Raw genomic sequence first — 11,818 nt, forward strand, 5'->3', positions numbered from 1 at the left:
GTCTCCGATGTGCTGAGACAGACCTGCTCCAGATGTGCTGAGACAGCACAGGCCCCTATAGGGGCCGCAACTGCTCACGTAGGGCGGTGTAGACCGCGCGGGCCCGGGCGACCAGGGCGCGGTGGTCGGCGAGCTGGGCGTCGCGGTGCTCGGGGTCGAAGCGGCCCTGCGCGACGACGAGCTCCTCGACGCGGTCGAGCAGGCCCAGGCACCAGGCGACGTCGGCCGCCCGGACCACCCGCTCGCCCGCCACCTCGACGTGCACCGGCGAGGTGTGGGCGAACACCGGGCGGTCCGGGTCCATCGGGTGCGGGCCGCCCCGGGCGATCGCCGCCAGCCACAGCGGGCCGTCGACGGTCACCGCGGCGGTCACGGTCCCCTCGGGCGAGGAGGCGATCTCTCCGTCCGGCCCGACGAGGACGACCTCCTCCGCCCCGCTCCCCCGCCCCCGCGCCGACACCTCGAGCACGTCGCCGACCTGCGCCTCGAGCACCTCACCCGGCTGGTGACCGGCCACGGACAGCGTCACGAACGGCCCGTTCGTCGCCAGCGTCCGACCGGCCCGCACCGCGTCGCGCACGGCCCCGGCCGACACCGGCGTCCCGCCGAGGTGGGCGTAGGTCCGGATCCAGCCGGGCGGGTTGGACGCGACGCCCGGGCCGTGGGCGAAGGACAGGAAGACGTCGCTGCCCGCCACCGCGGCCGGGCGCAGCCCGCAGCCGAGCAGGTGGTGGTACAGCTCGGCGCCGGCGGCGTCGTCGAAGCACGACACCACTTCGACGGCGTCGACCAGCCCCAGCGCGACGTCGACGACCAGCTCCCGGGCCTCGACGGTGCGGTGCGGCGCCAGGAACGGGGCGTACGGATCGTCGTCGCCGGCTGAGCCGAACGGCGCGAACACCGGATGCGCGTAGGTGGTCGACGCGCCCCCGGCCTGCAGCTGGGCGCAGGTCACGGCGTTGGGCGGCCAGTCGTGCGGGTGCGGGCCGGCCTCGTGCCCGGTCTGGTAGCGCGCGGGTGGAGAGCCCGGTGCCAGGGCGTGGACGTGCCCGAGCAGGTCGTTGCGGAACTCCACCGACGCCCGGGCGACCGCGTCCCCGGACCACAGGTCCGTCCCTACCGTCGACTCGAACAGCGCGCGGTCGTAGACGTGCTCGCCGCCGAGGTTGCCGGCGGTGAGCGACAGGAAGTCCAGGCCCTCCCCGCGCTGCATCGTGCGCGCCTGCTCCGGGGTGACGACGAGGTCGCCGGAGTAGTTGAGGTGCACGTGCAGGTCGGCCGAGCGCCAGCCCTCGGCGCCCGGGTCGACGAGGCGGTCCGGCTCGAGGTCGACGACGCCGCCGTCGGTGACGGTCGCCGTCGCGGTCGCGTACTCGGGCCCGCGGGTGCAGCTCACGGTCAGCTCGCCCGCCGGGACGACGAGCGTCGCGTCGCGGGCGTGGAAGTACGGGCGGTGGGCGCCGTCGCGCTTGGGCGGGACACCCTCGGGCCACCAGCCGCCGGCGGCCGCGTCGACCACCGACCAGCGTGAGCACGATCCCGACCGCACCCGCAGCGTCGCCGCCGGCCGGACGTCGACGACGCCGGGCACGTCCCGGTCACCGACGGCCAGCGTGTCCCCGGCGACCTCGACGGTCAGCGCCGTCGCTGCGCCCGCCGCGACGCGAACGGGTACGCCCCCGACGTCGAGGGCGGTCGCGACCGCGGCGTCGACGACCACGTCCAGCGTCACCGGCCGCCCCGGCACGGCGAGGGCGGGCGTCCCGACGCGCGGGGTCAGGGTCCCGGCGGCGTCGACGTCCAGCACGACGAGCCCGGCGGGCGGGTGCTCGCCGGCGACGAGGCGGACCGCGCGGGACCAGTCGCCGCCGGTCGCGCCGAGGGCCGCGGTCAGGTCACCGAGCCGCGAGAAGCGCGCGAGCCGGAAGAACTCCGGCAGGTCCTCGCCGCCCCAGTCCCAGCCGTGCTCGTCGCGCAGGCGCCGGTAGTGGGCGAGCGCCTCGATCGCGGCCGCGGGCAGGTCGAGGACGTCGTCGTCCTGACAGCACATCAGCGGGCCGTGAACCCGGCGTCGACGGGCAGCGCCACCCCGGTGACGTAGCGGGCGTCGTCGGACACCAGCCAGTCGACCGCCCCGGTGACGTCCTCCGGGTCCAGCAGACCGACGGGCAGCAGGTTGCCGACGTCGGGCACCTCGTCGACCGGCCCGGAGAAGAGGGCGGCGACGGCGTCGTTGAGCACCATGGTCGTGGCGACGCCCGAGGGGTGCACGGAGTTGACGCGGATCCGGTGCGGTGCGAGCCAGTGCGCCCACGCCCGCATGAGCCCGACCACCGCGTGCTTGCTCGCGATGTAGCCGTCGGACTGCCCGCCGCCGTCGCCACCACGGCCGGTGAGGCCCATCGACGAGCTGGTGAGCACGATGGCGCCGCCGCGGCCCTGTTCGATCATCGTCGGGGCGGCCGCGTGGACGGTGTGGAAGACGCCGGTGGTGTTGACGTCGAGCTGGTCGCGGAACGCCTGCGCGTCGCTGACGTCCGGCGAGGCCATCCCGATGCCCGCGTTGGCCAGGACGACGTCGAGGCTCCCGAGCTCCGCGACGCCCTCGGCCACGGCCGTGCCGAGCGCTTCGGGGTCGCGCACGTCGGCGACGTGGGCGCTGACGCGCCCGCCGCGCCCACGGATCCCCGCGGCGGTCTCCTCCAGGTCGGCCGGGCTCGCCATCGCGTAGGCGACGCCGTCGTGCGGCGCGCACACGTCGACGGCGATGACGTCGGCCCCCTGCTCCGCGAGCCGGTAGGCGTGGCTGCGGCCCTGGCCGCGGGCCGCGCCCGTGATGAGCGCGACCCGCCCCGCGTGGCGTCCGGTGCGTGGGTCCATGGCCGGACCGTAGCAGGCGGTGGTTGCAAAACTGAACCGCCTGCTACGGGGCCAGGATCAGACCGGGGTCTTCTCCCCCGCCTCGACGGGCACCGTGACGACGTTGCCGGCCGGCGGCAGCGGGCACGTGGCGTACGCGGTGAACGAGCAGGGCAGGTTGATCGTGCGGTTGAGGTCGATCCGCACGCTGCCGTCGGCGTCGGCCGCACCGAGGCGCAGGATGCGCCCGCCGCCGTAGGTGCTGGTGCCCGACGTGCCGTCGCGGAAGTGCAGCCGCAGCTCGTCGCCGGACCCCTCGCCGAGCGCGACCAGCTCCTGCTCCTCGCCGCCGACGGTGAAGCGCACCGTGCCCACGGCCGTCGGGTGGAACCCGAGGCCGTCGACCACGGTCTCGACGTCGATGCGCCGCGGGGCGTCCCACGGCTCGAAACGGCCCGTGACGACCCACCGCTCGTCGACCGGGAACGCCGGCACGCCGGTGAACCGCTGCCGGGTGGCCGCCTCGGGGTCCCGCACGCGCAGCGCGAGGTGCTCCTCGCGGCGGATCACCTCGACGCGGCGGTCGCCGACGGCCACGAGCACGCCCGGCTTGCCGTCGACGGGCTCGACGCGCGTCGTGCCGTCGACGGCCACACCGTCGACGCTCACCCCGTGGGCGGCGGTCGCGGTGATCTCCGCACCGCCCTCGGAGGCCCGCCAGGTGCCCGGGAGGTCCTGGTACGCGCGGGGCTCGCCGTCGAGCCAGTGGAGTCCGGTGAGGCTCAGCCAGCCGTGCGGCTCGCGGAGCGTGTCCTCACGCTCCGCGTGCCAGGCCCGCCACTCCTGCGCGAGGTCGACGGTGCCGGCGGTCATCCGGTGGTCGCCTCCTCGCGGCGCGGGAGCACCCAGCCCGGACGGACGTAGTGGCAGGTGTAGCCCCAGGGCTGCTTCTGCAGGTAGTCCTGGTGCTCCGGCTCGGCCTCCCAGAACTCGCTCGCGGGCTCCACCTCGGTGACGACCTTGCCCGGCCAGATGCCGGAGGCGTCGACGTCGGCGATGGTGTCGCGGGCGACCTGCTCCTGCTCCGGCGTGGTGTAGTAGATCGCCGAGCGGTAGCTGCGCCCGATGTCGTTGCCCTGGCGGTTCTTCGTCGACGGGTCGTGGATCTGGAAGAAGAACTCGAGGATCTCGCGGTAGGAGATGACCTCGTCGTCGTACACGACCTCGACGGCCTCGGCGTGGTCGCCGTGGCGGCGGTACGTGGCGTTCGGGGTGTTCGGGTCGCCCGAGTAACCCACCCGGGTGGAGAGCACGCCGGGACGCTGCCGCAGCAGCTCCTGCGCTCCCCAGAAGCACCCACCGGCCAGGATGGCGGTCTGCGTGGCCACTGATCGACCTCCTCGTCTTCGCCTTGCACCCCGGGGAACGCGGGCGGGGCGGCCGGTGTTCCGTCAGTCCCGGCGCAGGATCGACAGGAACCGGACGGGTGCCTCGAGCAGCTCGCGGGGGCCGTGCTCGCCCTCGCCGTCGAGCTGCAGCGCGTCGCCCGGGCGCAGCGTCCAGCGGGCCTCCTCGCAGCCGTAGACCATCGCGCCCTCGAGCACGTAGAGCAGCTCGTGGCCCGCGTGGCGGCCGCGCCCGACCTCGCCGGCCTGCCCGGCCTCCCGCAGCGTGACCAGGTGCGCCTCCAGCCCGCCCCGCGGCCCGCCGGCCGGGCCGAGCAGCCGGTCGACCGGTGCACGGTCGCCGTCGGACGCGCGGGCTCCGGCCGGCGTGAAGACCGCGCGGTGCGGCGGCTCGACCTCCCCGAGCAGCGCCGACGTGGGCACCGACAGCGCCGCCGCGAGCCGCGCGAGGGTGGTCAGGCTGCAGGAGGTCCGGCGGTGCTCGATCTTCGAGAGCATCGCCCTCGAGATGCCGGCACGGCCGGCGAGCTCGGCGTTGGACAGCCCGAGCGCGAGGCGACGCCGGCGGACCTGCTCGGCGACGGCGTCCTCGGGGTCTCCCCCGGCGGCCCCGGCGACTCCGGCGACCTCGCCCACCGCCTGGTCCACCTCGCCCCCCGCCGTAGCGCCCGATGCCCGACAGCGTCACCCCGCGGGCACCGTGGTGGGTTACGGGGGCGTTTCCGGTTGTCCGTCCCTCGTCCGGGCGAGTCCTCCCGCGATCGGGGCCACCCGGGGTGACATGCTGTGCACCGTGAGCGAGCAGCGCATCGAGGTGTCGCGGTGGATCGAGGCCGAGCCGGCCACCGTCTTCGACGTCCTGCGCGATCCCCACGGCCACGTCTCGATCGACAGCTCGGGCATGCTCATGAGCGCCACGGGCGAGCCGGTCGAGGCCGTCGGCGACCGCTTCACCGTGCACATGGACCGCGAGGCGCTCGGTGACCGCCCGCTCGGGCGCTACGACGTCGACGTCGTCATCACGACCTACGAGCCCGACCGCGAGATCGCGTGGACGGTCGAGGGGGTGGTGCGGCCGATCATCGGCCACGTCTACGGCTACCGCCTCGAGCCCGTGGAGGACGGCACGCGGGTCACGTCCTACTACGACTGGTCGGACATCCACCCGGAGTGGGCGGCCCGCGACGTCTTCCCGGTGATCAACCCGAACTCGCTGAAGGCGACGCTCGGCATCCTCGCCCGCACCGTCCAGAAGGACTGACCGCTACCCGCGCAGCAGGGCCTCCGCGGCCACGTCCCACGTGTCGGTGCGGACCATGAGGGCCACCCGGTCGATCGTCGCCGCGAGCGGCAGCCTCGGCGCGATCTCCTCGGCGGCCTCCTCCAGCGCCGCCGCCGTGGCGGCGCGGCGCAGCCCGACCGTCAGGTGCGGGACGAGCTCGCGGTCCTCCGCCGGCACCCCCGGCACGGCGCGACGCACCCGCGCGGCGATCGCGCGGAACGGCGCCACCGGGTCCGGCGCGAGCCACAGGACGCGGCGGTCGAACCACCGCAGCTCGTCGAAGGTGCACCGGAACGGCGCGACCGGCGCGACCGCGTCGCGTAGCGCCGCAACGCCTGCGTCGGTGACCTCGGCGGGCTCGAGGAAGGGGTACACCAGCGTGAGGTGTGCCCCGAGCCCGCGCCGGGCCGTGGGGTCGAGCCGCTCCCGGTAGGGCCCGACCAGCGGTTCGGCGGCGGGGACGAGCACGGCGATCATGGTCCGGCGCGCGGACGGGTGGAGGATGCCGGTCACGGTCAGGAGCATGCCCGGCGAGCGTTGACCTCGAGCGACGTCGAGGTCCTAGCGTCGGTCCCCCGAGGTGGAGGGAGGACCGATGCGCATCGCGGTACTGGGGACGGGTGAGGTCGGCCGGGCGCTCGCGGGCCGGAGCGCCGAGGCGGGGCACGACGTGGTCGTGGGGACCCGGGACCCCGCGCGCACCCGGGAACGGGCGGACCACGCGGCATGGCTGGCGGCCCACCCGGCGATCCGGCTGGTGGCCAACCCGGAGGCCGGGCGGCACGCCGAGGTCCTGGTCAACGCGACCAACGGGGCGGGCTCGCTCGCGGCGCTGGGCGACGCCCGCGTGGGCGACCTCGGCGACCTCGTCGTGCTCGACGTCGCCAACGTCCTGGACTTCGGGGCCGGCGACGCCTATCCCGGCATCGGCGCCGCCGTCGACCACAGCCTGGCCGAGCAGCTCCAGGCCGCCTTCCCGACCGCGCGCGTGGTCAAGGCGCTGAACACGATGAACTGCCGGGTGATGGTCCACCCCGAGCGCGTGCCCGGGGAGCACGTCGCGTTCGTCGCCGGGGACGACGACGCGGCCAAGGCGACGGTCCGCGGCCTGCTCGCGGACTTCGGGTGGCCCGGGCACCGCGTGCTCGACCTGGGCGGTCTCACGGCCGCGCGGGCCACGGAGATGTACATGCCCCTGTGGCTCACGCTGTTCCGGACGGCCGGCACCGCCGACGTCAACATCGCCGTCTGCCGCTGATCGAGGGCCGATCCCGGGTAACGTCCTCGGCGCTTGCGCCTAGGGTTCCGCCCGCCGCCCGCCGCCTGACCCACAACCAGGGTGGCCGGGGTCTGGACCGAGCGGCGCCACGGTCGCCCGGCACCGCCGGCGGCCGACACCTGACGGGAGAGAAACCCCGAGGGCTCCGTCTCGACGTGCCCACCTCCGGGTGGGCCCGACACCAGGAGCCTCCTCGTGGCCACCCTCTCGACCGTCTCCCCCGCCGGCCTGACCGGCGGGGTCGTCGCGATCACCCTGTTCGCGGCGGTCCTGCACGCGGCGTGGAACGCCGTCGCGCACGGCGTCCCCGACCGCCTCGTGGGCTTCGCGCTCATCGGCGTCGCCTACGTCGTGGTCCCCGGCACCGGGGTGCTCGTGCTCGGGCTCCCGCCCGCCGGGGCCTGGCCGTTCGTCCTGGCCTCGGCCGTCCTGCACGTCGTCTACATGCTGCTGCTGTGGTGGAGCTACCAGCTCGGTGACTTCAGCCAGGTCTACCCGGTGGCGCGCGGCACCGCGCCGTGGGTGGTGGCGGTGATCGAGATCGCCCTGGGCCGCCACCTCCCGGTCCTGCAGCTCCTGGGGATCGTCGTCATCTCGGTCGGCCTGGTCAGCCTCGCCCTCGACGGCGGGCGGCTCTCCCGCGCGACGCTGCCCGCCCTCGGCGCGGCGCTGGCCACCGGCGTCGCCATCGCCGGCTACACCGTCGTCGACGCCGGCGCGGTCGCCACCACGCCCGTGCTCGTCTACGCCTCGTGGACGTTCCTGCTGCAGGGGCCCGTGATGCCGCTGATCGCGGTGTGGCGACGGGGCCGGCGCCTGTGGACCGTCACCCGCCCGGTGCTGCTGGCCGGCCTCGCCGGTGGGGTGGTCTCGCTCGCGGCCTACGGGCTCGTGCTCGTCGCCCAGACCAGCGGTGCGACCGCCGCGGTCGCCGCCCTGCGCGAGACGAGCATCGTGATCGGGGCGATCATCGGGGCCGTCTTCCTCGGCGAGGGCTTCGGCGCGCGCCGGGCCGTCGCGGCGGCGGTGGTGCTGGTGGGGATCGTGCTGGTCGATCTCCAGCGGTAGCGCTACCGCGCCAGCGCCTCCCGATGCTCGGGTGCCGCGATCGCGGCCAGCCGCGCGGGCCGCTCGTCCAGCGGCACGCCGCGCAGCCACGCCGTGCCGTGCTCGGTGACGACGACGTCGACGTCCGCCCGCGCGGTCGTGACGACGCCGGCGGGCAGCGCCGGCACGATCGCGGACGCGCCGTCCGGGCCGCGCGACCGCAGCGCGATGACCGAGCGCGCCCCGGTGCGTGCCGCGGCGCCCGAGAAGTCGGCCTGGCCCCCGATGCCGCCCAGGTAGCGGCCGCCGGACACCTCGGCCCCGACCTGCCCGGTCAGGTCGACCGCCAGGGCGGAGTTGACGGCGACGAGCCGCGAGAGGCGGGCGAGCACGCCCGGGTGGTGGGTGTGGCTGGCGGGCCGGAACGCGACCGGCATCTCCCCGAGCCGGGTGTAGAGATCGGTGCTGCCGATCGCCGTGCCGGTGACCACGAGGCCGGGGTCGACCTCCTTGCGCGCGCCGGTCACGACGCCCGCCGCGACGAGGCGCAGCACGCCGTCGGTGAGCATCCCGGAGTGGAACCCCAGGTCACGGTGTCCGGCCAACCCGTCCAGGATCGCCGCCGGCAGCGACCCGACCCCGATCTGCAGGGTGTCCCCGTCGTCGACGAGGGCGGCGACGCGGTCCGCGACCGCGTGGTCGACCGCGTCCGGCGGGCGGGCCGGGACCGCCGGCAGCGGGCGGTCGGTCTCCACGACGGCGGCGAACCGGTCGCGCGGGACGCCGTCGGTGCCGGCGGTGGCCGGCATCCGGTGGTTGACCTCGGCGATCAGGGTCCGGGTGTGGGGCACGGCGTCGGCGGCGTAGTCGACCCCGATCCCGAGCGAGCACCGGCCGTCGGGCCCCGGCGGGGACACCTGCACCAGGCCGACGTCGACCGGCAGCCGGCGCTCGGCGAACAGCCGCGGGAGCGCCGCGTAGTGGGCGGGGACCACGGCGAGCCGGCCCGCCGCACCGGCGGCCCGCAGCGTCCCCATCGCGCCGTACGAGCCGAGCGCGAGGGCGTCGGGCGGCGACGCGAGCCGCGGGTTGACCGACAGGCCACCGAAGGCGCGGACGGGGCCGAGTTCCGGGAGCCGGTCGAGCAGCGCGTCGACGAGCGGCGTCGCCTCGGCGGCCGCCTGGCCCCACCACACGCCGTCGCCGGGGCGGACGTGGCGGCGCAGATCGGGCACGCGCAGTTCCGGCATCAGTAGCTGCGCGGCAGGCCCAGGACGTGCGAGCCGAGGTAGTTGAGCACCATCTCCTGGCTCAGCGGCGCGATCTTGAGCAGGCGGGCCTCGCGGAAGTAGCGGGCGACGTCGTACTCCTCGGAGTAGCCCATGCCGCCGTGGGTCTGCAGCGCGCGGTCGGCGGCGTCGAAGCCGGCGTCGGCGCACAGGTACTTGGCGGTGTTGGCCTCGCGGCCGCAGGGCTCGCCGCGGTCGTAGAGCCAGGTGGCCCGGCGCAGCACCAGCTCGGCGGCGTCGAGGCGGGCCAGGGAGTCCGCCAGCGGGAACTGCAGGCCCTGGTTCTGGCCGATCGGGCGGCCGAAGACCTCGCGCTCGGTGCCGTAGCGCACCGCCCGGTCCAGCGCGACGCGCCCGAGCCCGAGGGCCTCGGCCCCGATCAGCATCCGCTCCGGGTTGAGCCCGTCGAGGATGTAGCGGAAGCCCTCGCCCTCCTCCCCGACGCGGTCCTCGACCGGCACGCGGAGGTCGTCGATGAACAGCTCGTTCGAGCTGACCGCGTTGCGCCCCATCTTGGGGATCGGCCGGATGTCGACGCGGGCGCGGTCGAGGTCGGTGAGGAAGAGCGTCAGGCCGTCGGTCTTGCGGGAGACGTCCTCGAACCTCGTCGTGCGGGTCAGCAGCAGGATCTTCTCGGACTCCTGCGCCTTGGAGATCCACACCTTGCGGCCGTTGACGACGTAGTGGTCGCCGTCGCGGCGGGCGGCGGTGGTGATCTTCGTCGTGTCCAGCCCCGCCCCCGGCTCGGTCACCCCGAAGCAGACGTGGAGGCTGCCGTCGACGATGCGCGGCAGCGTACGGGCCTTGAGCTCCTCCGACCCGTGCTTGATCACCGGGTGCATGCCGAAGATCGACAGGTGGATGGCGCTGGCGGCGTTCATCCCGCCGCCGGAACGGGCGCACTCCTCGAGCAGCAGGCACGCCTCGCTGATGCCGAAGCCGTGCCCGCCGTACTCCTCCGGCGTGGTGATCCCCAGCCAGCCGCCCGTGGCGAGCGCGTCGTAGAACTCCGACGGGAAGCGGTGGTCGTGGTCGCACCCGCGCCAGTAGGCGTCGTCGAACCCGGCCGCGAGCTCCCGCACCGCCTTCCGGATGGTGGCCTGGTCGTCGGTGAGGTCGAGGTCCACGCCGTCAGCCTCCCTCCGGCGCGAACATCCGGCGCAGCGACGGGCGGTCGAGCTTGCCGCTGCCGGTGCGCGGGAGCGCGTCGACGATCTCCACCCGGCGCGGGGTGTGCATGCCGCGCAGGTTCGGGTTGCCCGCGCACCACGCGAGGACCGCGTCCACCTCGACGCCCGCGCGGGTCGGCACGACGACCGCGGTCACCTGCTCGATCCAGCGCTCGTGCGGGGTGCCGATGACCGCGACCTCGGCGAGGTCGGGGCACTCGGCGAGGTGCTCCTCGACCTGCTGCGGGAAGATGTTCTCCCCGCCGGAGATGATCATGTCGTCGATGCGGTCGACGTAGGTCAGCCAGCCCTCGGCGTCGCGGCGCACGAGGTCGCCGGTGCGGAACCAGCCGTCGACGAACTTCTCCGCGTGGAGGTCCTCGCGGTTCCAGTAGCCCGGGGTGACGGCGTCGCCGCGCACCCACAGCTCGCCGACGTCGTCGGAGCCGGGCGGCACGTCGCCCCCGCCGGGCTGCACGATCCTGACCTGCACGACCTGCTCCAGCGGGTGGCCCATCGCCCCGGGCGGGCACGTCTCCCCCGGCGCCCGGGACACCGCCAGCCCGTTCTGCTCGGTCTGCCCGTAGATCTCGATCGGCGTCACGCCGGTGCCGGCCTCGAGGCGGCGGACGACCGCGCTGGGCGTGCGCGACCCGCCGTACATGAACACCCGGAACGAGTCGAGCACCACGGGCGCGTCGACGGTGCGGTTGCCGATGTCGACCACCATCGTCGCGACCCCGCCCCCGTACGTGGGGCGCAGGCGGGCGGCGAGGTCGAGCCAGACCACGGGGTCCCACCGGGCCATCAGCGTGATCTGCCCGCCGCGGGCGAGCACGGGCAGGCTGACCAGCTGCAGGCCCGCGACGTGGAAGATCGGCATGCAGTTGAGGGCGTGGTCGTCGGGGCCGAGGCCGTAGACGTCGATCACCGCGTCGACCTGCGCCGCGACGTTTCGGTGGGTCTGCCGCACGCCCTTGGGGACGCCCGTCGACCCCGACGTGTACATGATCAGCGCGTCGTCGCCGTCGAGGCGGGAGACGACGTGAGCGGCCGGCTCGTGCTCGGCGATCGCCGCCGCGAAGCCCCCGCCCGGGCCGGTGGTCACCAGGTGGTCGGCGACCGGGAGACCCTCCAGGAGGGCCTTCAGCCGCGGGACGTCGCCGGGCGGGACGACGAGGTGCGTCGCGCCCGAGTCGACCACCGCGTGGCGCAGCGGCGCGTCCGGGAAGAGGTGGTTCAGCGGGACGCCGACCGCCCCGACCTGCCACGCCCCGAGCAGGCCGACGAGGTACTCCGGCGTGTTGGGCAGGAAGAAGCCGACCCGCTGGCCCGGCCCGACGCCCTGGCCCAGCAGCCACGACGCGAAGCGCGCCGCGTCGTCGGCGAACCGCTCGTGGGTGGCCTCCTCGTCGTCCCACCGCAGGGCGGTGCGGGCGGCGTGGTCCCGGGCGGACCGCCGCAGCAGGTTCGCGATGTTCATGCTC

The 11,818-nt window shown here is 75.2% G+C and carries 12 protein-coding genes; 3 read left to right on the forward strand and 9 right to left on the reverse strand.

Annotation, left to right across the window (positions count from 1 at the left end; all coding sequences use genetic code 11):
- Positions 1–55: 55 nt before the first annotated feature.
- The 5 genes from ABD994_RS07515 to ABD994_RS07535 form a co-directional block, all read right to left on the reverse strand.
- Complete coding sequence (locus tag ABD994_RS07515; protein ID WP_345412483.1) at positions 56–2,050, reverse strand: CehA/McbA family metallohydrolase; 1,995 nt, start codon at positions 2,048–2,050, stop codon at positions 56–58.
- The gene (locus tag ABD994_RS07520) at positions 2,050–2,880 is read right to left on the reverse strand and encodes a mycofactocin-coupled SDR family oxidoreductase (RefSeq protein ID WP_345412485.1); all 831 of its coding nucleotides are present in this window, start codon (positions 2,878–2,880) and stop codon (positions 2,050–2,052) included. The genes ABD994_RS07515 and ABD994_RS07520 overlap by 1 nt, the downstream gene beginning before the upstream one ends.
- 57 nt (positions 2,881–2,937) lie before the next feature.
- Complete coding sequence (locus ABD994_RS07525) at positions 2,938–3,732, reverse strand: DUF1684 domain-containing protein (protein WP_345412488.1); 795 nt, start codon at positions 3,730–3,732, stop codon at positions 2,938–2,940.
- A complete protein-coding gene (msrA, locus tag ABD994_RS07530; protein ID WP_345412490.1) occupies positions 3,729–4,247 on the reverse strand; it encodes a peptide-methionine (S)-S-oxide reductase MsrA in 519 nt (172 codons plus the stop codon). Before msrA ends, ABD994_RS07525 begins: the two co-directional genes overlap by 4 nt.
- A 63-nt stretch (positions 4,248–4,310) precedes the next feature.
- Positions 4,311–4,913 carry a helix-turn-helix domain-containing protein gene (locus ABD994_RS07535; protein WP_345412492.1) on the reverse strand — a complete coding sequence of 201 codons (603 nt, stop codon included), beginning with the start codon at positions 4,911–4,913 and terminating at the stop codon, positions 4,311–4,313.
- A 145-nt stretch (positions 4,914–5,058) separates the two neighbouring features.
- On the opposite strand from ABD994_RS07535, the gene ABD994_RS07540 reads away from it, so the two are divergent.
- Positions 5,059–5,526 carry an SRPBCC family protein gene (locus tag ABD994_RS07540; protein WP_345412496.1) on the forward strand — a complete coding sequence of 156 codons (468 nt, stop codon included), beginning with the start codon at positions 5,059–5,061 and terminating at the stop codon, positions 5,524–5,526.
- A 3-nt stretch (positions 5,527–5,529) separates the two neighbouring features.
- On the opposite strand, the gene ABD994_RS07545 is transcribed toward ABD994_RS07540, so the two are convergent.
- On the reverse strand, positions 5,530–6,072 hold the full coding sequence (locus ABD994_RS07545) for a 2'-5' RNA ligase family protein (RefSeq protein WP_345412499.1): 543 nt from the start codon (positions 6,070–6,072) through the stop codon (positions 5,530–5,532).
- A gap of 70 nt (positions 6,073–6,142) precedes the next feature.
- On the opposite strand from ABD994_RS07545, the gene ABD994_RS07550 reads away from it, so the two are divergent.
- Positions 6,143–6,805 carry an NADPH-dependent F420 reductase gene (locus ABD994_RS07550; RefSeq protein WP_345412501.1) on the forward strand — a complete coding sequence of 221 codons (663 nt, stop codon included), beginning with the start codon at positions 6,143–6,145 and terminating at the stop codon, positions 6,803–6,805.
- A 216-nt stretch (positions 6,806–7,021) separates the two neighbouring features.
- A complete protein-coding gene (locus ABD994_RS07555; protein ID WP_345412503.1) occupies positions 7,022–7,894 on the forward strand; it encodes an EamA family transporter in 873 nt (290 codons plus the stop codon).
- Between the two features lie 2 nt (positions 7,895–7,896).
- Here ABD994_RS07555 and ABD994_RS07560 read toward each other — a convergent pair whose 3' ends face one another.
- The 3 genes from ABD994_RS07560 to ABD994_RS07570 are packed head-to-tail and all read right to left on the reverse strand — an operon-like array spanning position 7,897 to position 11,814.
- Positions 7,897–9,123, reverse strand: a complete 1,227-nt coding sequence (locus ABD994_RS07560; protein WP_345412505.1) for an acetyl-CoA hydrolase/transferase family protein — start codon at positions 9,121–9,123, stop codon at positions 7,897–7,899.
- Positions 9,123–10,289 (reverse strand): acyl-CoA dehydrogenase family protein, encoded by a 1,167-nt coding sequence (locus ABD994_RS07565; protein ID WP_345412508.1) that lies wholly within the window; start codon positions 10,287–10,289, stop codon positions 9,123–9,125. The genes ABD994_RS07560 and ABD994_RS07565 overlap by 1 nt, the downstream gene beginning before the upstream one ends.
- A 4-nt stretch (positions 10,290–10,293) precedes the next feature.
- A complete protein-coding gene (locus ABD994_RS07570) occupies positions 10,294–11,814 on the reverse strand; it encodes a class I adenylate-forming enzyme family protein (RefSeq protein ID WP_345412511.1) in 1,521 nt (506 codons plus the stop codon).
- Positions 11,815–11,818: the final 4 nt, after the last annotated feature.

Source organism: Actinomycetospora chlora (genome assembly GCF_039542135.1).
In the GTDB taxonomy this organism is placed as follows: Bacteria; Actinomycetota; Actinomycetes; order Mycobacteriales; family Pseudonocardiaceae; genus Actinomycetospora; species Actinomycetospora chlora.